A 22,744-nucleotide genomic window follows, 5' to 3' on the forward strand; every position below is an offset into this window, starting at 1 on the left:
GTAAGCGCGCGCTCAGTGCATGCGTGCCGCAGCAGTGCAGTCCCGCACCCTGGAGGAGAGCCATCGTGCCTCGTACCGTCAGGGACGTCGTCTTCGTCGACGGCGTCCGCACCCCGTTCGGCAAGGCGGGCCCGAAGGGCATCTACCACGAGACCCGTGCCGACGACCTTGTCGTGAAGGCGATCCGGGAGCTGCTGCGCCGCAACCCCGGTCTCGACCCGAAGCAGATCGACGAGGTCGCCATCGCCGCGACCACGCAGATCGGTGACCAGGGCCTCACCATCGGCCGCACCGCCGGCATCCTCGCGGGCCTCCCGCAGTCGGTGCCCGGCTACTCCGTCGACCGCATGTGCGCCGGCGCCCTGACCGCTGTCACCACGGTCGCCGGCTCCATCGCCTTCGGCGCCTACGACGCCGTCATCGCCGGTGGTGTCGAGCACATGGGCCGCCACCCGATGGGCGAGGGCGTGGACCCGAACCCGCGGTTCGTCAGCGAGAAGCTGGTCGACGAGTCGGCCCTGTTCATGGGCATGACCGCCGAGAACCTGCACGACCGCTACCCGACGATCACCAAGCAGCGCGCCGACGAGTACGCGGTGCGGTCGCAGGAGAAGGCCGCCAAGGCTTACGCCAACGGCAAGATCCAGCAGGACCTGGTGCCGGTCTCGGTGCGTCGCACCAACGCGGAGGCCGGTGAGACGGGCTGGGGCCTGGTCACCGCCGACGAGCCGATGCGCCCGGGTACGACGCTGGAGAGCCTGGCCGGTCTGAAGACCCCGTTCCGCGTCCACGGCCGGGTCACCGCCGGTAACGCGGCCGGTCTGAACGACGGGGCCACCGCCTCGGTCATCGCGTCCGAGGACTTCGCCCGCGAGAACAACCTCCCGGTGAAGATGCGCCTGGTCTCCTACGCCTTCGCGGGCGTCGAGCCGGAGGTCATGGGCTACGGCCCGATCCCGGCGACGGAGAAGGCTCTCGCCAAGGCCGGCCTGTCGATCGAGGACATCAACCTCTTCGAGATCAACGAGGCCTTCGCCGTCCAGGTGCTCGCCTTCCTGGAGCACTACGGCATCGCCGACGACGACGCGCGCGTCAACCAGTACGGCGGCGCCATCGCCTACGGTCACCCGCTGGCCTCCTCCGGCGTGCGTCTGATGACGCAGCTGGCCCGCCAGTTCGAGGAGCAGCCGGAGGTCCGTTACGGCCTCACCACCATGTGCGTCGGCTTCGGCATGGGCGCCACGGTGATCTGGGAGAACCCGCACCACAAGGACGCCGGAGGCAACAAGTGAGCACCACCGCTGAGCTCCTGAAGGGCGCGGCCGAGCTGTTCCCGGACGAGGTCGTCACCCGGGCGCACGTACGCCACCTCGACCTGCCGTTCGGCGCCGGGCGCTTCGCCCTGATCACGCTGGACAACGGCTTCGACCACACCAAGCCGACCACCTTCGGCCCGCAGTCGCTGGCGAACCTCAACACCGCCATCGACCAGGTCGAGAAGGAGGCCGCGGACGGCGACATCGTCGGTGTCGGCGTCACCGGCAAGCCGTTCATCTTCGCGGTCGGCGCCGACCTCAAGGGCGTCGAGCTGCTGAAGAAGCACGACGACGCGCTCGCCATCGGCAAGGGCGGCCACGAGGTCTTCAAGCGCCTCGGGGGTCTCGCGGTGCCGACCTTCGCGTACTACAACGGCGCGGCCATGGGCGGCGGTGTCGAGGTCGGTCTGCACTGCAAGTACCGCACGGTCTCCAAGGCCCTCCCGGCCTTCTCGCTCCCCGAGGTCTTCCTCGGTCTGGTCCCCGGCTGGGGCGGCTGCACGATCCTGCCGAACCTGATCGGTGCCGACAAGGCCGTCTCGGTGATCATCGAGAACAGCCTCAACCAGAACAAGCAGCTCAAGGGCCAGCAGGTCTTCGACCTGGGCATCGCCGACGCCATCTTCGAGGGCGCCGACTTCCTGGAGCAGTCGCTGATCTGGACCGCCCAGGTGCTGAAGGGCGACGTCGAGGTCGAGCGTCCGGTCATCGACCGCGGCGAAGCCTGGGACCAGGCTGTCGCCAAGGGCCGTTTCATCGCGGACTCCAAGGTGCACGGCGCCGCTCCGGCCGCCTACCGCGCCCTGGACATCATCGCCGCCGCCAAGAACGGCGACCTCCAGCAGGGGTACGACGCCGAGGACAAGGCGCTCGCCGACCTGATCATGGGTGGCGAACTGCGCGCCGGCATCTACGCGTTCAACCTGGTGCAGAAGCGCGGCAAGCGCCCCGCCGGTGCCCCGGACAAGAACCTGGCCCGCCCGGTCACCAAGGTCGGTGTCGTCGGCGCCGGTCTGATGGCCTCCCAGCTCGCGCTGCTCTTCCTGCGCCGCCTTGAGGTGCCGGTCGTGCTGACCGACATCGACCAGGAGCGCGTCGACAAGGGTGTGGGCTACGTCCACGCCGAGATCGAGAAGCTGCTCGGCAAGGGCCGTATCAACCAGGACAAGGCCAACCGCCTCAAGGCCCTGGTCACCGGTGTCCTGGACAAGGCCGAGGGCTTCGCGGACGCGGACTTCATCATCGAGGCCGTCTTCGAGGAGATCGGCGTCAAGCAGCAGGTGTTCGCGGAGGTCGAGGCGGTCGCCCCGGCGCACGCCATCTTCGCGACGAACACCTCCTCCCTCTCCGTCTCGGAGATGGCGTCGAAGCTGAAGAACCCCGAGCGGGTCGTCGGCTTCCACTTCTTCAACCCGGTGGCGGTCCTGCCGCTGCTGGAGATCGTCCGCGGTGAGCAGACCGACGACGCCTCGCTGGCCACGGCCTTCGCCGTCGCCAAGAAGCTGAAGAAGACCGCGGTTCTGGTGAAGGACGCCCCGGCGTTCGTCGTGAACCGCATCCTCACCCGCTTCATGGGCGAGATCCAGAACGTCATCGACGAGGGCACCCCGGTCGAGGTCGCCGAGAAGGCCGTGGAGCCGCTCGGTCTGCCGATGTCCCCGCTGGTGCTCCTGGAGCTGGTCGGTCCCGCGATCGGTCTGCATGTCTCGGAGACCCTCAACCGGGCCTTCCCGGACCGCTTCACGGTCTCCCCGAACCTCGCGGCCGTCGTCAAGGCGGGCAAGCGCGGCTTCTACGTCTACGACTCCGGCAAGCCGGAGCTGGACCCGGAGGTCGCCGCGCTGCTGAAGCAGGGCGATGTCGTCCTGACCGAGGAGCAGGTCCGCGAGCGCGTCCTGGACGCCGTCGCCCAGGAGATCGGGCTGATGCTCGACGAGGGCGTCGTCGCCGAGGCCCAGGACATCGACCTCTGCCTGATCACGGGTGCCGGCTGGCCCTTCCACCTGGGCGGCATCACGCCGTACCTGGACCGCGAAGGTGTCTCCGAGCGCGTGAACGGCAAGAAGTTCCTGGCGCCGGGCGTGGCTTCGGTTCCGGCGTAACTTCTCGCACGGCTGTGAAGAGGGCCTCCGCCTCGGCGGGGGCCCTCCTCCCGTTGCTCACACCGTCCGCCAAGCCGCCAGCGCCAGCCCCGGCTCGTCCTTCTGCCGGGCCAGTCGCAGGCCCCCGTCCGGGGTCAACGTCGCGGCCACCACCCGCCCCTCCGCGTCCTCCGCCACCGCGACCCTGGTGCCCGCCGGGAGGGCCGGTCCCGACTCCGTCCACCACAGACCCGCCGACTCCTGCTCCGTCGGATACGCGGCGAACGCCACCCGGCCGGAGGACGAGCGCTGGGCGAGCAGGGTGCAGTCGTGGCCGTCCAGGACGCAGCGGATCGCGGACACCGGCCCCGGGCCCGCGGCGGCGAGCAGGGGCATCGGGTCGCCGTCCGGACGCCAGGCGTGGAGCAGGCCCTCGGGGTCCGCGAAGAAGAGGGTCGTGTGCTCCTTCGAGGTCGGCAGGGCGCTGAGCGTCCCGGGCGCGATCCGTACGGCCAAGGGGTCGGCGGCGACCGGGCGGCCGCCGGGTTCCTGCTGGAGCCAGCGCAGAACGCCGGTCGGGTAGGTGGCGTACACCTCGACCAGGCCCGACTCGGCGGTGAGGGCGACGAGTTCCTCGCCCACCTTGGAGCCCTTCAGGTCGTGCCAGCCGTTCCAGCCGCCGCGTTCCTTCTGGTTGATGGTGTGGACGCCCTTGCCGCGATTGCGTACGAAGAGGTACGCGCGGCCCTCCGCGTCGACGGCGACCGCCGGGGTGCCGGTGCGCTCGCCCTGCTTGTTGGGGTGGCCGATGGGGAGCCAGTCCAGGGCGGCGAGGAGCGGGCGGAAGTGCGTGGAATGAACCAGGCCCGATTCACCCGAACGGGTGGGCCGCCAGGCGACGAGATGGGCGTAACCGTCCGCGCCCTGGCCCAGGGCGAAGCCCATCTGCACCTTCTGCTCACCGCCCACGCGGCGCGGGACGTCCCAGCGCCCGCCGGGGACCTGCTCCGCACGGCACAGGACGGCGTCCTGGGTGTGCCAGTAGACGCTGAGGCGGCCATCTCGACCGCGTATGAGCCAGTCGCCGTTCACCGGATCACTCTAAACGGGGGCGTCCCGGGCACCGCGTGCGACCCTGGGCCCATGGAGTCTGCCTTGCTTGTGATCGTCGATGCCGCGAACGTCGTCGGGTCGGTGCCGGACGGGTGGTGGCGGGACCGGAAGGGGGCGGCCGAGCGGCTCAGGGACCGGCTGGCGGCGGACGGGGTGCCGGGCCGGGCGGGGCCGGTGGAGATCGTGCTCGTGGTCGAGGGGGCGGCTCGGGGGGTCTCCTCGGTGGCGGGCGTGCGGGTGGAGTCCGCGGAGGGCAGCGGGGACGACCACATGGTGGGCCTGGTGGCCGCGCGGGCCGCCGAGCGCCCGTGCCTGGTGGTGACGGCGGACCGGGAGCTGCGCAGACGGGTCGAGGAGCTGGGGGCGGAGGTGGCGGGGCCCCGGACGGTACGGCCGTGACTACGGCGCCCGGACGTGCAGGACCGCGCCGTCCACCACCGCCACCTCCTCGTACCCCTCCAACAGCCGTCGCAGGGACCGGATCCGTTCGGGGGCGTACGGCTTGCCCCGGGAGTCGTCGATGATCAACCGCGGTGGGTGGGCGGCCAGTTCCCTCTGGAGCGTGGACCAGGCGCCCTCCATCGCGTACTTCTCGCCCACCCGTGGGCCGTCCCTGCCGCCGCTGTAGTTCGTGAGGAAACCCGCCGTCAGATAGCGGGTGGCCGGGGTGCGGTGCGACAGCCAGTACGTCTCCGGGTGTATGCCCCACAGCAGGATCCGGTCGCCCGGTGCGGTGCGGTGGGCGATCGCGTCCGCCAGGCGCTGGGCGTGGGCCAGTTCCGGGCGCGGGGCCAGCAGGCCCCAGGTCAGGAACAGGGTGCAGCAGCAGGCCGAGGTCACGACCGTACGCATGCGGTGGGCCCGGGGCAGGACCCGCAGCGCTGCCGTCGCCAACAGAGCCAGCGGCGGGGTCAGTTGCAGGTAGTAGTGGCCGAAGAAGTGGAAGCCCAGCACGACCGCCCCCACCGACGCCGCCAGCCACAGCCACAGGTCCGCCGGCCCCGGCCGCCCGGTCCGCAACGCCCGTACCACCGGCGGGAGCAGGCCCGCGCAGGCCCCCGTCAGGATCGCCGTGTTCGTCAGGGCCCTTGCCAGGACGTGGAGTTCGGAGCCCGTGAAGGACGCGTACGCGCCCGATCCCGTGACCGTCCAGAACAGGAACCCCTCCGGGTCGGTCAGCACCGCCGCCGTCAGTACCGGCACCGCGGCCCCCGCCGCGACCCGCAGCAGCCCGCCCCATGACGCACCGCACAGCCACAGCACGGGCAACAGCACCGCCCCGCCCGTCTGCTTGGCGAGGAACGCGCAGCCGACCGCCGTGCCCGCGGCGGCCCAGCGCCCGCGGTCCGCGCACCACATCGCGGCCGCCGTGCACGGCAGCATGAACACCTCGAAGCCGGCCGCCTGCGCGTCCTCGGGGTTCAGGCCGACGGAGATCAGCAGATACAGCACTCCGGCCGTGCGACCCGCCGTGTCTCCCCAACGGCGCCGGGCCAGGGCGGCCAGGAGCACAGCGGTCAGCAGCTGGGCCAGTACGGCGAGCAGCCGCACCGACACCAGCGAGTCCGAGCCCGCCAGCGCGAACGCCCCCTGGTACAGCCACGGTACGAGCGGGGGCTTGCGGTCCACGACCGTCTCGTACAGCTCCCCGCCGTGGGCCAGCAGGCGCGCCTGTACGGCCAGATAGCCCTCGTCGGGGTTCCACAGGGGGTGGGCGAAGGACGGGACGCGGGTGAGGCAGGCCAGGGCCGTCAGCATCGGCAGCAGGCGGCGCCAGTAACCGCGGCCGACTCGCGACGCGGTGACGGAGCGTTGCGGGGCCTGGGGCTCGGCGTCCATGGAAGTGCACGCTATCCGGCCCCGCAGTCCCTGCCTGAGCAGGACATACGGGGCCGGGACAGCAAACCGGGATCGCTACTGAGCGTCACCCCGTGGCGGCTTCATGATCTGGCCGACCGTGGTCTCCTCGTGGCGGCCCAGACGGCTGTGCGAACGGCCGTACAGGAAGTACACGAAGAAGCCGCCGACCATCCAGATCCCGAATCGGACCCAGGTCTCGGCGGGCAGGTTGATCATCAGCCAGAGCGAGGCGCACACCGACAGGACCGGGATGACCGGCACCCACGGGGTGCGGAAGGACCGGTGCAGGTCGGGGCGGGTCCTGCGGAGGACCAGCACGCCGATCGCGACGACCACGAAGGCGAACAGCGTGCCGATGTTCACCAGGGCGGCCAGTTCGGTCAGCGGGGTGAAGCCGGCGAGGATCGCGATGATCACGCCGAGCAGGATGGTCGGCCGGTGCGGGGTCCTGAACTTCGGGTGGACATGGGAGAAGAAGCGCGGCAGCAGTCCGTCGCGGCTCATCGCGAAGAACACGCGGGTCTGGCCGAGCAGCAGGATCATGCAGACCGTCGTCAGGCCGACCGCGGCGCCGAAGCTGATGAAGCCCGCGAACCAGGGATGTCCGGTGGCTTTGAACGCGTCGGCGAGCGGGGCGTCCACGGACAGCTCGCTGTAGGGCTGCATGCCCGTGACCACGATCGACACGGCGACGTACAGCGTGGTGCAGATGAGGAGCGAACCGATGATGCCGCGCGGCATGTCGCGCTGCGGGTTCTTGGTCTCCTCGGCGGCGGTCGCCACGACGTCGAAGCCGATGAAGGCGAAGAAGACGACCGAGGCGGCGGTGAAGATGCCCATCACACCGAAGTTGGAGGGCGCCCAGCCGAACATGAGCTGGATCAGCGGGGCCTGGAGACTCTCCCCGGCGTCCACGGCCTGCTGCTTGGGGATGAAGGGGTCGTAGTTGTCGCCGTCGATGAGGAACGCGCCCGCGATGATCACGGTCAGGACGACGGCCACCTTGATGGCGACGACGAGCGAGGTGATCCGCGCGGACAGCTTCATGCCGAGGACGAGGATGCAGGTGAGGACGAGGACCAGCGCGGCGGCGAGGATGTCGAAGCCGAACTCGCCCGCGCCCTCCCTGCTGCCGAGGGCCGCGGGCATCTCCCAGCCCGCGTTGTCCATGAGCGACTGGACGTAGCCGGACCAGCCGACGGCCACCACCGCCGTACCGAGCGCGAACTCCAGGACCAGGTCCCAGCCGATGATCCAGGCGGGCAGTTCACCCAGGGAGGCGTACGAGAAGGTGTAGGCGGACCCGGCGACCGGGACCGTGGAGGCGAACTCGGCGTAGCAGAGCGCGGCGAGCGCGCAGGCGACGCCGGCGGCGACGAAAGCCAGCGCGACGGCGGGCCCGGCGTTGTTCTTGGCGACGGTGCCGGTCAGGACGAAGATTCCGGTGCCGATGATGACACCTACGCCGAAGACCGTCAGATCGAGCGCGGACAGGGATTTCTTGAGCGCGTGCTCGGGTTCCTCGGTATCGAGGATGGACTGCTCGACCTTCTTCGTCCGGAAGAGGGTGCTGCTCATGGGCGTACCTCCGACGCTTGTCGTCCTCGACATGATCGAGAGGGGGCGTGGTGCGTATGCCCTGACACAAGCGATGTCACACGGATGGGCCGGTTCCACCACCGCAAGGGGGGGTGGGACCGGCCCATTCGGCGGTACTCAGTCGCGGGCGGGCTCCACCGAGTCGACCTCGGCCGGGGAGCGGTCGTACCGTCCGTCCAGCTTCGACACCAGGCCGGTGACCTGGCGGGCGATGTCCGGGGCCGTCAGGCCGATCTCGGCCATCACCTCGGCGCGCGAGGCGTGGTCGAGGAAGCGCGGCGGGATGCCGAAGTCACGCAGCGGGACATCGACGCCGGCGTCGCGCAGCGCCTGGGCGACGGCGGAGCCGACGCCGCCGACGCGGGAGTTGTCCTCGACGGTGACGACCACACGGTGCCGCTCCGCCAGGGGAGCCATGGCCTCGTCGACGGGCTTGACCCAGCGCGGGTCGACGACGGTGGTGGAGATGCCCTGCTTGTCGAGGAGGGCGGCGATCTCCAGGCACATCGGGGCGAGGGCGCCCACGGAGACCAGCAGCACATCGGGCCGGTCGGTGCCCGGCTCGCGCAGGACGTCCATGCCGCCGACGCGGCCCACGGCGGGTACGGCGGGGCCGACGGCACCCTTGGAGAAGCGGACCACGGTCGGCGCGTCCTTGACCTCGACGGCCTCGCGGAGCTGGGCGCGGACCTGGTCGGCGTCGCGCGGGGCGGCGAGCCTGAGACCGGGCACGACCTGGAGGATCGACATGTCCCACATGCCGTTGTGGGAGGCGCCGTCGGTGCCGGTGACGCCGGCCCGGTCCAGCACGAAGGTCACCCCGCACTTGTGCAGGGCCACGTCCATCAGCACCTGGTCGAAGGCGCGGTTGAGGAAGGTGGCGTACACCGCGAAGACCGGGTGCAGTCCGCCGGTGGCCAGGCCCGCCGCGGAGACGGCGCCGTGCTGCTCGGCGATGCCGACGTCGTAGACCCGCTCGGGGAAGGCCTTGGCGAACTTGTCCAGGCCGACCGGCTGGAGCATGGCGGCGGTGATGGCGACGATGTCCTCGCGCTCCTTGCCGAGCGCGACCATCTCGGCGCCGAAGACGGAGGTCCAGTCGGCGCCGGAGGAGGCGATCGGCAGGCCCGTGTCGGGGTGGATCTTGCCGACGGCGTGGAAGCGGTCCGCCTCGTCCTGGAGGGCGGGCTGGTAGCCGCGGCCCTTCTCGGTGAGGCAGTGCACGATGACGGGGCCGCCGAAGCGCTTCGCGCGGGCGAGGGCCGACTCCAGTGCCTCGATGTCGTGGCCGTCGATGGGGCCGACGTACTTGAGGCCGAGGTCCTCGAACATGCCCTGCGGGGCGATGAAGTCCTTGAGGCCCTTCTTGGCGCCGTGCAGGGTCTCGTAGAGCGGCTTCCCGACGACCGGGGTGCGGTCGAGGAGGTCCTTCGTGCGGGCGAGGAAGCGTTCGTAGCCGTCGGTCGTGCGCAGGGTCGCCAGGTGGTTGGCGAGGCCGCCGATGGTGGGGGCGTAGGAGCGCTCGTTGTCGTTGACGACGATGACGAGGGGGCGGTCCTTGGCCTCGGCGATGTTGTTCAGCGCCTCCCAGGCCATGCCGCCGGTGAGGGCGCCGTCACCGATCACGGCGACGACGTGGTCGTCGCGTTCGAGGATCTGGTTGGCCTTGGCGAGGCCGTCGGCCCAGCCGAGGACCGTCGAGGCGTGGCTGTTCTCGATGACGTCGTGCTCGGACTCGGCCTGCGAGGGGTAGCCGGACAGGCCGCCCTTCATCTTCAGCCTGGAGAAGTCCTGCCGGCCGGTGAGGAGCTTGTGGACGTAGGACTGGTGGCCGGTGTCCCACAGCACCTTGTCCTTGGGCGACTCGAAGACCCGGTGCAGGGCGATGGTCAGCTCCACCACACCGAGGTTGGGGCCGAGGTGGCCGCCGGTCTTGGAGACGGCGTCGACGAGGAAGGTCCGGATCTCCTCTGCCAGCTGGTCCAGCTGCTCCAGGCTGAGCCGGTCCAGATCGCGCGGTCCCCTGATGCGGGTCAGCAGCGGCACCCGTGCCTCCTTGCAGTAGAGCTGTTCGAGCTGTTGCCGGGCTTGTCGAGTCTAATGTTCCGCCTTCGCGGACCGCGCCCGGGCGGTGCGTCGTACATCACGCCATCGGCTGTACCCGCGATGTGGCGCTCCTACGACATGACTGTGCCCGGCACCGCCATGGGTGCCGGGCACAGGACTCAGGAGCGGGACTACAGCGTCCCCAGGGGCGCGGGGAACTGCGCGACCAGCCACGGACGGCCCGCAGCAAACGAACCGTCCGCAACCGCCACGGCGGTCCGCGGCTCCAGCAGCGCAGCGCTTACGCGCGACCGGCGGTCTTCTGCGTCTTGCGGGTGACCGCGTCGATGACGACGGTCGCCAGCAGCACGCCACCGGTGATCATGTACTGGACCGGGGAGGCGATGCCCTCCAGGGCCAGGCCGTACTGGATCGAGACGATCACGAGGACACCGAGCAGGGCGTTCCAGGTGCGGCCCCGGCCACCGAACAGCGAGGTGCCACCGATGACGGCCGCCGCGATGGCGTTCATCAGCAGGTCACCGGCGCCGGCGCCCTGGTTCGCCGAGGCGATCTTGGACGCGATGAACAGACCGCCGATGGCGGCGAAGGTGCCGGAGATCGCGAAGACCGAGATCCGGACCATCTCCACGTTGATACCCGCACGGCGGGACGCCTCGACGCTGCCGCCGAGCGCGAACACCTTGCGGCCGTAGCCGGTGCGGCGCAGGACGAAGTCCGTGAGCAGCAGGACCGCGATGAAGAGCACCACGGCCAGCGGCAGGCCCTTGTACGAGTTGTAGACCATGGCCACGGCGAAGGAGACGATCGCCAGCAGCACGGTGCGCAGGATGGTGTCGCTCAGCGGCCTCGACGGCACGCCCGCGGCCTCGCGGCGGCGGTTGCCGTAGAAGGAGCTGAAGAAGAACAGCGCGGTCGCGGCGATGGCGAGACCGTAGGCGGCGGCCACATCGGAGAAGTAGTAGCTGGTCAGCTTGGCGACGACGCCGTCGCTGTCCAGGTTGATGGTGCCGTTGTCGCCCAGGATCTGGAGCATGAAGCCGTTCCAGAACAGCAGACCGGCCAGGGTCACGGCGAAGGCGGGGACGCCGATCTTCGCGAAGAAGAAGCCGTGGATGGCGCCGGCGGCCGTGCCGGTGAGGATGGCCAGCACGAAGGCGAGCCACTCGTTCATGCCGTTGGTGACGTTCAGCACCGCGAAGGAGGCGCCCGCGACACCGGAGACCGAGCCGACCGACAGGTCGATCTCGCCCAGCAGCAGGACGAACACGATACCGACGGCGATCATGCCCGTGCCGACCATGGCGACGGAGATGTCGGAGAGGTTGCCGGCGGTCAGGAAGTTGGAGTTCAGGCTCTGGAAGATGATCCAGATGATCGCCAGACCGATGACGACCGGGATGGAACCCAGGTCGCCGGCCTTCATCTTGCGCTTGAACTCGGAGACGTAGCCCGCGAGGCCCTGCTCGCGCACCAGCAGACGGGGGTCCACCACGGTGACGGCCGCGGCCGCCGCCTCGGGGTTCTCCACCGCGTGGTCCTCGGGCGGAGTGGAGGTCTTGTCGATGCTGCTCACTTCTTGATCTCCCCATTGGTGCGCGCCGCACGACGGGTCACGGCGTTTTCCGTGGCGCCGGTGATGGCGGAGATGATCTCTTCCTGCGAGGTCGACTTGACCTCGAAGACGCCGTTGTTGCGCCCGAGGCGCAGGACGGCGACCTTGTCGGCCACCGCCTTCACATCCGCCATGTTGTGGCTGATGAGGATGACGGCGTGCCCGCGCTCGCGCAGTCGCTCCACGAGGTCGAGGACCTGGGCGGTCTGCTCGACGCCGAGGGCGGCCGTGGGTTCGTCGAGGATGACCAGCTTGGGCTCGCCCAGCATGGAGCGGGCGATGGCGACCGTCTGGCGCTGACCGCCGGAGAGCGAGGCGATCGGGATACGGACGCTGGGGATGCGGATCGACAGCGTGTCCAGCAGCTCGCGGGAGCGGCGCTCCATCTCCACCTCGTCCAGGATGCCGCGCTTGCGCAGCTCCCGGCCCAGGTAGAGGTTGCCGACGACATCGATGTTGTCGCAGAGCGCGAGGTCCTGGTAGACCGTCGCGATGCCCAGGTTCTGGGCGTCGTGCGGCTTGTTGATCGTGACGGACTTGCCGTCCCACTCGATGACGCCGTCATCGATGGGATGCACGCCGGCGATCGTCTTGACCAGCGTGGACTTTCCGGCGCCGTTGTCGCCGACCAGGGCGACCACCTCACCGGCGTGGACCTCAAGCTCTACGTCGGTGAGCGCCTGAACGGCACCGAACCGCTTGGAGACCCCGCGCAACGCCAGCACGGGCGTAGCGGACACGTGAACCATCTCCTTCGCCGCCTGACCCGGCGGGAGGTTGTGCTGAAGAGTAGGGGGAGAGTTCCGTCCGGCGCCCCGCGCCGAGCTTGCGGGGCTGTCGAGTGCGCGAGGCGCCGGAGGAAGCCTGGAGCTCAAGTCCCGTAAGGGAATTCAAGAACGAATTCCCTTACATGGAAAGGGACTTGCGGCTACTTACTCAAGGCCGATCTTGTCGCAGGCCGTCTTGTACTTGGCCGTGCAGATCTCCGCGACCGTGTAGACGCCGTCCTTGATGACGGTGTCCTGGATGTTGTCCTGGGTCAGCGAGGTGACGTCGACCAGGACGGAGGGGATGCCCTTGTTGGTGGGGCTGTCGACCTTGTCCTTGGCGACGGAGTCGAGCGACTTGCCCTGGGCGAGCGCGACGGCCATCTCGGCGGCGGCGTCGGCCTCGGGGGCGTACGGCTTGTAGACGCTCATGTACTGCTCACCCGTGACGATGCGCTGCACACCGGCGAGCTCGGCGTCCTGACCGGTCACCGGGACGTCGTCGAGGCCGGCGGCCTTGAGGGCGGTGATGATGCCGCCCGCCATGCCGTCATTGGCGGAGTAGACGCCGATGATCTTGTCCTTGCCGATCGCCGAGATCGCGCCCTCCATGTTGGCGTTGGCGTTCTCCGGCTTCCACTCCTTGGTGTCGTACTCCTTGCCGATGTTCACCTTGCCGTCGAGGACGGAGTGCGCGCCCTCCTTGAACTGGGCGGCGTTCGGGTCGGTGGAGGAGCCGTTCATCATGACGATCTGGCCGTCCTTGGCCTTGTCGCCAAGGGCCTCCAGGAGGGCCTCGCCCTGGGTCTTGCCGACCGTCACGTTGTCGAAGGACGTGTAGGCGTCGATCGGACCCTGCGCCAGGCGGTCGTAGGCGACGACCGGGATGCCGGCGTCCTTGGCCTTCTGCACGGAGGACTTGATGGCCGCGGAGTCCACCGCGTCCAGGATGATCACGTCCACCTTGTTGGTGATCATCGAGTCGACCTGCTGGCTCTGCGTGCTGGCGTCCTGCTTGGCGTTGGCGTAGACGACCTCGCCCTTGCCGTTCGTCAGCTCGCCGATCTTCTTCTCGATGAGGGGGCGGTCGAACTTCTCGTACCGCGCGGTCTGGTTCTCCGGAAGGAGGAGACCGACCTTGATGTCGTCGCCCTTCGCGGCGGCCGACGTGGTGGAGTCCTTGTCGCCCGCTTCATCGGCGCTGCCACAGGCGGCCAGCGAGACGGCCATCGCACCTGCGGCAACGGCAAGAGCGGCACGACGCATACGCGTGTTCACTTCAGAAACCTCCCTGACGAGGCCGCGTCGTTGCGGCCGAGGTGGCTGGAAGTCAACTCGGCCACGCGTGCGACGTCAAGAAGTAAATCCTTAACGGGTTGGCAACGGTGCCATCCGTTCTCTAAGTGAAGGCGGGTGCAGCCGCGTGCAGGGTGCCGTCCAAAAGTGTCGAATCGCCCATCTCGCTGAGTGCGAGAGCGAGCGCTCCGAGCACCTCCGCACGGCCCCCAAGAGCCCCTGGGAGAACGGAGAGTTGACGTGCCGCGCTGGGGATCGCGTACCGGCTCACGGACTCCCTGATGGGCCCGAGAACCAGTTCGCCGGCCTCGGCGAGATCACCGCCGAGGACCACCCGGCTCGGGTTCAGAAGATTGCAGAGATTGGCGACTCCACTGCCGATGTGTCGGCCGACGTCGGCGATCACCCGACGGCAGCCCGGGTCTCCGTCCCTGGCCAGCCGTACGACACCCTCCATGGTCAGATCGTTGCCATGACTGGGCTGGAGCAGCGGGAGCACATAGCGCGCGGCCGTGAAGGTCTCCAGGCAGCCACGGTTTCCACAACGGCAGACCGGGCCGGACTCGTCAAGTGTAATATGTCCTATTTCTCCGGCCGTGCCGCCCGGACCCCGGTAGATCTTGCCGTTGATCACCAGACCCGCGCCGACACCGCTCGCGACCTTGATGTACGCCAGATCCCGCACCCCACGGCCGCTCCCCCAGACCATCTCACCGAGGGCGCCGAGGTTGGCGTCGTTGTCCACATGGACCGGCACACCGAGCCGTCCGCGCAGTTCATCGGCGGGTTTGGTGCCGGTCCAGCCCGGCAGGATGGCGGTCGAGCCCAGGGTTCCGGACTCCACGTCGATCGGTCCCGGCACGCCAAGACCCACGCCCGCGATCTTCGAGCGGTCCACCCCGGTCGCCGCGATCAGGCGGTTGACCAGCTCTTCCGCCCGGTCGAAGCCCTGCGTCGAGGAGGCGTCCACATCCAGCGGCTCGGACTCCTCCGCCAGCACCTGATGGGCGAGGTTGCCGACCGCGACCCTCAGATGGGTGTGCCCGAAGTCGACGCCGATGACGATGCCGGCATCGCCGCTCAGGCTGACGCTGCGGGCCCGGCGGCCGCCCGCCGAAGTGGGCGTGACCTCGACGGTTCCGCCGTCCTTCAGCTCCCGGACGATATTGGATACCGTCGCCGCCGACAGACCCGTCGTCCTGGCGATCTCCGCCTGGGTGAGCGAACCCGCCAGCCGCACGGCCCGGACGACCCGCTCCAGGTTGGCTCGGTGCAGCGACGACTGCGACCCCGGAGTCTCCACGACGACCTCCTGCGCGCGGGACCGCTTCAGTGAGGCCCCGTCTATGTCCAACTAGTGAACTCTAAGCTGAGCCGTTCGGGTTGCCTCCCGTCAAGAGGTTGAACAGTATCCGGGGTCCAGGGCACACCGGCGCACGCCGCTCCCAGGGAGGGGAACGGCGTGCGTACGACTGACTGCCGAGGGTTACTTCGAGGCTTACTTCAAGGTCGCGGAGGTAAGACCCGCCTGCACCTGACGCTGGAACGACAGGTACACGACCAGCATGGGGATCATCGCGATGGTCACGCCCGCGAAGAGCACCGGAAGGTCGGAGGCGTACCCCTGCTGCTGCTGGAGCTGGATGAGCCCCTGGGTCAGCACATAGCGCTCGGGATCGTCCCCGCTCTGCGGCTGCATCAGCACCGTCGGCAGGATGAACTGGTTCCACTGGCCGAGGGTGTTGAAGATGCCGACGCTGAGCAGTCCCGGCTTCGCCATCGGCATCATGACCTGGAAGAAGGTCCGGGTGTGCGAGGCGCCGTCCAGGATCGCCGCCTCGAACACCGCCGAGGGCAGGGTCCGGAAGAAGGCGTGCATGAAGAACACCGTGAACGGCATCGAGTAGGCGACGTACACCAGGATCAAACCCTGGTAGGTGTTCAGCATGTCCAGCCGTTTGACCATGAAGAACAGCGGGACCAGCGCCAGGAACACCGGGAACATGGCGCCCGCGACGAAGAAGTAGTACAGGAACCTGTTGCCCCAGAACTGGTAGCGGGCCAGCACGTACGCCGCCATGGAGCCGAGCAGCATGGTCAGCGGCACCGAGAAGACCAGCACGATGACGGTGTTGAGGAAGTAGTCCCCGATGCCCTTGTCCCAGGCCCGGGAGAAGACGTCCAGGGACCAGTTCTCGGGCCAGCCGAAGGCCGAGGAGCCGATCTGCACATCGGACTTGAAGGAGCTGAGCACCAGCCACAGCAGCGGCAGCACGATCAGCAGCGCCCACAGGGCGAGGAAGCCGTGCGAGAAGACGTTCAGTACGACGCCCTCGCTGCGTTCGTCGCCCGGGCGGGCCGGGGCCTTGTGCACCGGCGGCCGCCCGGTGGGGGGCGCGGATTCCTTGATGGGTGCGCTCATCGTCGTCTTCTCTCCCGCTCAGAACTCGATGCGCTCACGGCGGGTGGCGCGCAGCGTGACCACGGACACGATCAGGGTGAGGAGCAGCATGATCACGCCCATGGCACAGGCGTAGCCGCTCTTTCCGTACAGCAGGAAGTTGCGCATCATCACCGTCGCCATGACCTCGCTGCGGTGATCGGGGCCGCCGCCGTAGTCACCGGAGGTCATGGTGGTGACCAGGATGAACATGTCCATCGCGGCGATACCGAGGTAGACCCAGGCGGTCTGCACGGAGTCCCACAGCAGCGGCAGGGTGATGCGGAAGAACGTGTGGGCCCGGCCCGCGCCGTCGATCAGCGCGGCCTCGTAGATGTCCCGGGGGATGGACTGCATCGCGGCGGAGAACAGCACCAGGTAGAAGCCGACGCCGTGCCAGACGACGACCGCGATCAGCGCCCAGAGCACGATGTCGGGCTCGTTGAGCCATTCGACGGGGCTGTTCTCGTCGACCAGGCCGAGCTTGATCAGGGCGCCGTTGAGCATGCCGCCGCCGTCACTGCGGTACACGGCGCCGAAGAGCACGGCGAGGATCGCCAGCGACAGGACCTGCGGGAAGAAGTAGACGACCTTGTAGAACCAGGAGCCCGCCACCCCCGAGACCCCGCCGGCCCGCCCGCGCCCGCCCGCGTTCAGCATGAACGCGAAGAACAGCGCCAGCAGGATCGTGATCCCCGGGATGAAGATCAGGAACAGGATGTTGTGCCAGATCGCCCCCATGAAGATGTCGTCCTTGAACAACGCGATGTAGTTGTCCAGGCCGACGAAGTTGAAGGTCTGCGACTGCCCTTTCCAGTCGGTCAGCGAATAGCCGAACGTCTGGATGTACGGCCAGATCACAAAGATCACATAGAGCGCCACGGGAGCGAACAGAAATCCCGCGACGAACCGGTGCTGCCCTTTACGCATAGGCGTTTTCCTGCTCCTGAAGTCCCGTTCCGGGCCGGTGATGTCCGGCCCGGAACGCGGTCGGTCGAGCGGGATCAGTCCCGACGGTTGTTCTTGGAAGCCGGGTCCTTGGCCTGCTTGTCGACCGCGGCCTGCGCCCGCTTCAGCCACTCCTTGGGCTGAATCCGCTTCGCCATCAGCTCGTTGGACGCGTTTTCGATGGCCGTACCCATCTCGCTGTACCACTCCGTGTACAGGAACCGGAAGGTGTTGTCACCGGCGGCCTTGGAGGCCTCCACCGTGGACTGGGTACCGGGCCGCAGCTGGACGCTGGAGTCCACCCCGTCCTGAAGAATCGTAAGGGAGTTCGCCTCCTTCGCGAACAGCGTCGACCACTCCTTGGACAGCATCATCCGCATGAACTCCTTGGCCGCGGGCAGGTTCTTCGCCTTGGCCGGGATGATGAACGGCTCCCCGGAGCCGGCCCGGATCGCCTCGACCGGCAGCTTGCTGTCCGGCAGCAGCGGCATCGGCAGGAACTTCATGTCGAAGTCCTCCGGCGTCTGCTTCAGCTGCTCGTTCTCCAGCCAGGAACCGCTGGTGATGAAGGCCGCCTTGTACTGGTTCCACCGGGTCTGCGACTCGGTGTGCGTCAGGCCGTTGGTGCCGGGCATCAAGTAGCCCTTCTCGACGACCTCGTAGATCGCCTCGATGGCGGCCGTCGCGGCGTCGGAGCCCACGAACGCGTTGGGTTCGAGGTTGTCGATCGCCTTCATGGCGTCAAGACCGCCGGTCTTGGCGATCAGGTCCATGATGGCGACATTGATGTAGTACGGGTACTTGCCCTGGTGGGCCAGGCCCCCGATGCCCTGGGACTTGGCGTCCTTGCAGATGGCGAGGAAGTCGTCCCAGGTCTGGGGCGCCTCCCAGCCCTTCTCCTGGAAGAGCTTGCCGGAGTACCAAAGGCCCCACACCGTGTAGATGTAGTTGAGCGCGACGACCTTGCCGCTCTGCATGCCCGCGTCCAGCGTGCCCGGGATCAGGGTGTCGCGGACCTTCTTGCTCGGGTCGTCGATCGACGGGGCGTCCAGGACCTCGGCGAGGTCGAGGAGCTGGCCGTTCTTGTGGAGCACGTCGATCGGGATCTGTTGGGCGCCCGAATCGTCCACGATGTCCGGCGGGTTGCCGGCGTTGAAGCGCGGCTGGAGCTTGCCGGTGATCTCCTGGGTGCCGGTGTGGGTGGAGGTGACCCCCCACTTCTTCTTGAAGGACGCCTCCCACGCCTTGGCGTAGTCGTCGCCGTAACCGCCCTTGAAGACGACGACGTCGAGCTTGCTGCCCTCCTTCACACCGAACGGGTTCTTCTCGGACGTCTTGCCCTCGGTGTCGTTTCCGGACTCGTCTCCTCCGCCACCACTGGCGCATGCGGACAGGAAGCTCATCGTGGGTACGGAGATCAGACCGAGTGCGGCGGACCGCTTGATCAGATCGCGGCGGTTGGTGCCCCCGGTTGTGCTGTTCGGGTCGGAAGTGGATCCCATGCTCAAGTCCTCGCCTTCTCCAGGACTCAGGCGGTGAACCGGATCCTCCCGGGCACCGCGGTCAGGTCAAGCAGGGTCGTGCAGGACGTACCGTGAATCGCCGACAGGTATAGTCCACTTCCCGCCAGCGGAGCAAGATCGAATGCAAGGTTGGCCATGGGTCTTTTCCGAGTTGAGACCTCTCGGAAATACGGGCGGGCTGTGCCCCGCCTGATGGAAATATCCTCGCCATCCCCCCGAATGCCACAGCCAACGCCCTTGACACAACAGGCAACTTGAGCCACAACTAATCCTTGCGCACCGAAGCTGACAACGTTGTCCAGAGCGCAGGGAGAGTGCTTGCCGATGAGGCACAGACGTGGCACGGCGGTCGTGTGGACGACCGCCTTCGCTTTGGCGGTGGGGTCACAGGGCGTCACGGTGGCCCTGCCCGAGGCCCCCGCCGTCGACCGGGAGTTCAGCTCCTCCTTCGAGACCGGCGACCCTGCCCCCACCTGGCTCAACACGGTCGATGAGGCCCCGGACGGCTCGAAGCGGGCCGCGGGCGTCGACGGCGGTTACAGTTCCGGCATTCCAGGCAATGTGACCGACCATGTCACGGACGTACGGGCGAACGGCGAGAACTCGGGCGCCGGCGAGGTGAAGGAGAACCTCGTCGACGGCGAGCCGAGCAGCAAGTGGCTGGTCTTCCAGCCCACCGGATGGGTCGAGTTCGATCTGGACAAACCGGTGAAGGTGGCGAAATACGCGCTCACTTCGGCCAATGACTTCGCCGAGCGCGACCCGCGGGACTGGATCCTGAAGGGCTCCACGGACGGCACGGACTGGACCACCCTCGACACCCGCTCCGGGGAGACCTTCGCCGAGCGGTTCCAGACGAAGACGTACGACATCGCCGAGCCGGCCGAGTACCAGCACTTCCGGCTTGAGGTCACCCGGAACAACGGCGCCTCCGGCATACTCCAGCTCGCCGACGTCCAGTTCTCCACGGGCGGCGGCGAGGGGCCGGTGCCGCAGGACATGCTCTCGCTCGTCGACCGCGGTCCGAGCGGCTCGCCGACGGCGAAGGCGGGCGCGGGCTTCACCGGCAAGCGGGCGCTGCGCTACGCGGGGCGGCACACGGCGGACGGGCGAGCGTACTCGTACAACAAGGTCTTCGACGTGGACGTGGCGGTCGGCCGCGACACCCGGCTGTCGTACCGGATCTTCCCGTCGATGGCCGACGGCGATCTCGACTACGACGCCACGAACGTCTCCGTGGACCTCGCCTTCACGGACGGCACCTACCTCAGCGACCTGAAGGCCACCGACCAGTACGGGTTCGCGCTGACGCCGCAGGGGCAGGGGGCGTCCAAGGTCCTCTACGTCAACCAGTGGAACAACGTCGTCTCGCGGATCGGCTCGGTCGCGGCCGGTAAGACGGTGGACCGGATCCTGGTCGCCTACGACTCCCCCAAGGGCCCGGCGAAGTTCCGGGGCTGGCTGGACGACGTGGCCCTGGAGAACGTGCCGCAGGAGCGGCCGAAGGCCCATCTGTCGGACTACGCGGTCACAACCCGGGGCACCAACTCCAGCGGCGGTTTCTCGCGCGGCAACAACTTCCCGGCGACGGCCGTGCCGCAGGGCTTCAACTTCTGGACGCCGGTCACCAACGCGGGCTCGCTGAGCTGGCTGTACGACTACGCACGTGCGAACAACGCGGACAATCTGCCCACGATCCAGGCATTCAGCGCGAGCCATGAGCCGAGCCCCTGGATGGGCGACCGGCAGACCTTCCAGGTGATGCCGTCCGTGGCGTCCGGCACGCCGGAGACCGGCCGGGAGGCCCGCGAGCTGGCCTTCCGGCACGAGAACGAGACCGCGCGGCCGTACTACTACGGGGTGCGGTTCGAGAACGGGCTCAAGGCGGAGATGACGCCGACCGACCACGCGGCCGTCCTGCGCTTCACCTACCCCGGCGACGACACGAGCGTCGTCTTCGACAACGTCACCGACCAGGCGGGCCTGACCCTCGACAAGGACAGCGGGACCTTCACCGGGTACTCCGACGTGAAGTCCGGGCTGTCGACCGGCGCCACACGGCTCTTCGTGTACGGCGAGTTCGACAAGCCGGTGTCCGAGGGCGAATCCAGCGGCGTCAAGGGGTATCTGCGCTTCAAGGCGGACGATCGGACCGTCACCCTGCGGATCGCCACCTCCCTCATCAGCGTCGACCAGGCCAAGGCCAATCTGCGCCAGGAGATCCCGGACGGCACCTCCTTCGAGGCCGTCAAGAACCGCGCCCAGCGCCAGTGGGACCGCATCCTCGGCAAGGTGGAGGTCGAGGGCGCGACCCCGGACCAGCTGACCACCCTGTACTCCAGCCTGTACCGGCTGTACCTGTACCCCAACTCGGGCTTCGAGAAGGTCGGTTCGAAGTACCAGTACGCCTCGCCCTTCTCGCCGATGCCGAATCCGGACACCCCGACGCACACCGGGGCGAAGATCGTCGACGGCAAGGTGTACGTCAACAACGGCTTCTGGGACACCTATCGGACCACCTGGCCGGCGTACTCCCTGCTGACGCCCTCTCAGGCGGGCGAGATGGTCGACGGGTTCGTCCAGCAGTACAAGGACGGCGGCTGGACCTCACGCTGGTCCTCGCCGGGTTACGCGGACCTGATGACCGGCACATCGTCGGATGTGGCCTTCGCGGACGCCTACGTCAAGGGCGTCGGTTTCGACGCGAAGTCGGCGTACGACGCGGCCGTGAAGAACGCCACCGTGGTGCCGCCCTCCTCGGGCGTGGGCCGCAAGGGCATGGCGACCTCACCGTTCCTCGGCTACACCAGCACCGACACCCGCGAGGGCCTGTCCTGGGCCCTGGAGGGCTACCTGAACGACTACGGCATCGCGCGGATGGGCCAGGAGCTCTACAAGAAGACCGGTGAGAAGCGCTACAAGGAGGAGTCGGAGTACTTCCTCGACCGCGCCCAGGACTATGTGAACCTGTTCGACTCCAAGGCCGGGTTCTTCCAGGGCCGGGACGCCAAGGGCGACTGGCGGGTCGAGTCGGCGAAGTACGACCCGCGGGTGTGGGGTTACGACTACACCGAGACCAACGGCTGGGGGTACGCCTTCACCGCCCCGCAGGATTCCCGCGGGCTCGCCAACCTCTACGGCGGCCGCGGCAAGCTCGCCGACAAGCTCGACGAGTACTTCTCCACCCCGGAGACCGCTTCCCCCGACTTCGTCGGCTCCTACGGCGGTGTCATCCATGAGATGACGGAGGCGCGGGACGTCCGGATGGGCATGTACGGGCACTCCAACCAGGTCGCCCACCACGCCATCTACATGTACGACGCGGCAGGGCAGCCGTGGAAGGCGCAGAAGAGTGTCCGCGAGGTGCTCTCCCGTCTCTACACCGGCAGCGAGATCGGTCAGGGCTACCCCGGCGACGAGGACAACGGCGAGCAGTCGGCCTGGTTCCTCTTCTCCGCGCTCGGCTTCTACCCGCTGGTGATGGGAAGCGGCGAGTACGCCGTCGGGTCGCCGCTGTTCACCAAGGCGACCGTGCGTCTGGAGAACGGCGAGGACCTCGTCGTCAAGGCACCGAAGAACAGCGCCCGCAATGTCTATGTGCAGGGTCTGAAGGTCAACGGCAAGACCTGGACGTCGACTTCGCTGCCGCACAAGCTGCTCGCGAAGGGCGGCGTCCTGGAGTTCGACATGGGCCCGCGGCCGTCGTCCTGGGGCACCGGCAAGAACGCGGCGCCCGTGTCGATCACCAAGGACGACAAGGTGCCGACGCCCCGGGCGGACGTCCTGAAGGGTGAGGGCGCCCTGTTCGACAACACCTCGGCGACCCAGGCGACGGTGACCTCGGTGGACCTGCCGGTGTCCGGCAGAGCCCAGGCCCTCCAGTACACGCTGACCTCGTCGGACCGCACCAGGGCGCCGACCGGCTGGACCCTCCAGGGCGCCTCCGACGGGACCGAGTGGACAACCCTGGACCGGCGTACCGGTGAGTCCTTCGCATGGGACCGGCAGACCCGGGCGTTCTCGGTGGGGTCACCGGGTACGTACGAGAGGTACCGCCTGGTGCTGGACGGCGAGGCGACCGTTTCGGAGGTCGAACTCCTCGCCGGATGAGGAGAGTTG

Annotated in this window: 15 protein-coding genes; 4 read left to right on the forward strand and 11 right to left on the reverse strand. The window is 68.4% G+C overall.

What is annotated here, in order from left to right:
• Positions 1 to 65 precede the first annotated feature (65 nt).
• Together RMT89_RS03800 and RMT89_RS03805 are read left to right on the forward strand one after the other, a co-directional pair.
• Complete coding sequence (locus tag RMT89_RS03800) at positions 66 to 1,292, forward strand: acetyl-CoA C-acyltransferase (protein WP_315882466.1); 1,227 nt, start codon at positions 66 to 68, stop codon at positions 1,290 to 1,292.
• Positions 1,289 to 3,418 (forward strand): 3-hydroxyacyl-CoA dehydrogenase NAD-binding domain-containing protein, encoded by a 2,130-nt coding sequence (locus tag RMT89_RS03805; RefSeq protein ID WP_315882467.1) that lies wholly within the window; start codon positions 1,289 to 1,291, stop codon positions 3,416 to 3,418. The genes RMT89_RS03800 and RMT89_RS03805 overlap by 4 nt, the downstream gene beginning before the upstream one ends.
• A gap of 57 nt (positions 3,419 to 3,475) precedes the next feature.
• Here the strand turns inward: RMT89_RS03805 and RMT89_RS03810 are convergent, their stop codons facing one another.
• A complete protein-coding gene (locus tag RMT89_RS03810) occupies positions 3,476 to 4,489 on the reverse strand; it encodes a hypothetical protein (protein ID WP_315882468.1) in 1,014 nt (337 codons plus the stop codon).
• Between the two features lie 51 nt (positions 4,490 to 4,540).
• On the opposite strand from RMT89_RS03810, the gene RMT89_RS03815 reads away from it, so the two are divergent.
• The gene (locus RMT89_RS03815) at positions 4,541 to 4,909 is read left to right on the forward strand and encodes an NTP pyrophosphohydrolase (RefSeq protein WP_315882469.1); all 369 of its coding nucleotides are present in this window, start codon (positions 4,541 to 4,543) and stop codon (positions 4,907 to 4,909) included.
• Here the strand turns inward: RMT89_RS03815 and RMT89_RS03820 are convergent, their stop codons facing one another.
• The 10 genes from RMT89_RS03820 to ngcE form a co-directional block, all read right to left on the reverse strand.
• Positions 4,910 to 6,349, reverse strand: a complete 1,440-nt coding sequence (locus tag RMT89_RS03820; protein ID WP_315882470.1) for a glycosyltransferase family 39 protein — start codon at positions 6,347 to 6,349, stop codon at positions 4,910 to 4,912. It lies immediately after the preceding gene.
• A gap of 75 nt (positions 6,350 to 6,424) precedes the next feature.
• Positions 6,425 to 7,948 carry an amino acid permease gene (locus RMT89_RS03825; protein WP_315882471.1) on the reverse strand — a complete coding sequence of 508 codons (1,524 nt, stop codon included), beginning with the start codon at positions 7,946 to 7,948 and terminating at the stop codon, positions 6,425 to 6,427.
• Positions 7,949 to 8,086: 138 nt separating this feature from the next.
• Positions 8,087 to 10,015 (reverse strand): 1-deoxy-D-xylulose-5-phosphate synthase, encoded by a 1,929-nt coding sequence (dxs, locus tag RMT89_RS03830; protein ID WP_315882472.1) that lies wholly within the window; start codon positions 10,013 to 10,015, stop codon positions 8,087 to 8,089.
• A 301-nt stretch (positions 10,016 to 10,316) separates the two neighbouring features.
• Positions 10,317 to 11,612: an ABC transporter permease subunit gene (locus RMT89_RS03835; RefSeq protein ID WP_315882473.1), complete on the reverse strand. Its 1,296-nt coding sequence runs from the start codon at positions 11,610 to 11,612 to the stop codon at positions 10,317 to 10,319.
• A complete protein-coding gene (locus RMT89_RS03840; RefSeq protein ID WP_315882474.1) occupies positions 11,609 to 12,400 on the reverse strand; it encodes an ATP-binding cassette domain-containing protein in 792 nt (263 codons plus the stop codon). The genes RMT89_RS03835 and RMT89_RS03840 overlap by 4 nt, the downstream gene beginning before the upstream one ends.
• Positions 12,401 to 12,583: 183 nt before the next feature.
• Entirely contained in the window at positions 12,584 to 13,684 is a 1,101-nt protein-coding gene (locus RMT89_RS03845) for a substrate-binding domain-containing protein (RefSeq protein ID WP_315882529.1), read from the reverse strand.
• 133 nt (positions 13,685 to 13,817) lie between these two features.
• Complete coding sequence (locus RMT89_RS03850; RefSeq protein WP_315882530.1) at positions 13,818 to 15,017, reverse strand: ROK family transcriptional regulator; 1,200 nt, start codon at positions 15,015 to 15,017, stop codon at positions 13,818 to 13,820.
• Positions 15,018 to 15,212: 195 nt separating this feature from the next.
• Positions 15,213 to 16,136 carry a carbohydrate ABC transporter permease gene (locus tag RMT89_RS03855; RefSeq protein WP_315882475.1) on the reverse strand — a complete coding sequence of 308 codons (924 nt, stop codon included), beginning with the start codon at positions 16,134 to 16,136 and terminating at the stop codon, positions 15,213 to 15,215.
• Between the two features lie 18 nt (positions 16,137 to 16,154).
• On the reverse strand, positions 16,155 to 17,084 hold the full coding sequence (locus tag RMT89_RS03860) for a sugar ABC transporter permease (RefSeq protein WP_315882476.1): 930 nt from the start codon (positions 17,082 to 17,084) through the stop codon (positions 16,155 to 16,157).
• A 74-nt stretch (positions 17,085 to 17,158) separates the two neighbouring features.
• Complete coding sequence (gene ngcE / locus RMT89_RS03865) at positions 17,159 to 18,604, reverse strand: N-acetylglucosamine/diacetylchitobiose ABC transporter substrate-binding protein (protein ID WP_315882477.1); 1,446 nt, start codon at positions 18,602 to 18,604, stop codon at positions 17,159 to 17,161.
• Between the two features lie 345 nt (positions 18,605 to 18,949).
• Here ngcE and RMT89_RS03870 point away from each other — a divergent pair, with 345 nt between their 5' ends.
• On the forward strand, positions 18,950 to 22,735 hold the full coding sequence (locus tag RMT89_RS03870) for a GH92 family glycosyl hydrolase (protein ID WP_315882478.1): 3,786 nt from the start codon (positions 18,950 to 18,952) through the stop codon (positions 22,733 to 22,735).
• The last annotated feature ends 9 nt before the right edge of the window (positions 22,736 to 22,744 follow it).

The organism is Streptomyces sp. P17, from assembly GCF_032436805.1.
In the GTDB taxonomy this organism is placed as follows: Bacteria; Actinomycetota; Actinomycetes; order Streptomycetales; family Streptomycetaceae; genus Streptomyces.

Coding starts and splice junctions, on each gene's coding strand:
- RMT89_RS03815 (WP_315882469.1), top strand. CDS start 4,541: ATGGAGTCTGCCTTGCTTGTGATCGTCGATGCCGCGAACGTCGTCGGG.
- RMT89_RS03820 (WP_315882470.1), bottom strand. CDS start 6,349: ATGGACGCCGAGCCCCAGGCCCCGCAACGCTCCGTCACCGCGTCGCGA.
- RMT89_RS03825 (WP_315882471.1), bottom strand. CDS start 7,948: ATGAGCAGCACCCTCTTCCGGACGAAGAAGGTCGAGCAGTCCATCCTC.
- RMT89_RS03840 (WP_315882474.1), bottom strand. CDS start 12,400: ATGGTTCACGTGTCCGCTACGCCCGTGCTGGCGTTGCGCGGGGTCTCC.
- RMT89_RS03845 (WP_315882529.1), bottom strand. CDS start 13,684: ATGCGTCGTGCCGCTCTTGCCGTTGCCGCAGGTGCGATGGCCGTCTCG.
- RMT89_RS03855 (WP_315882475.1), bottom strand. CDS start 16,136: ATGAGCGCACCCATCAAGGAATCCGCGCCCCCCACCGGGCGGCCGCCG.
- RMT89_RS03860 (WP_315882476.1), bottom strand. CDS start 17,084: ATGCGTAAAGGGCAGCACCGGTTCGTCGCGGGATTTCTGTTCGCTCCC.
- ngcE (WP_315882477.1), bottom strand. CDS start 18,604: ATGGGATCCACTTCCGACCCGAACAGCACAACCGGGGGCACCAACCGC.
- RMT89_RS03870 (WP_315882478.1), top strand. CDS start 18,950: ATGAGGCACAGACGTGGCACGGCGGTCGTGTGGACGACCGCCTTCGCT.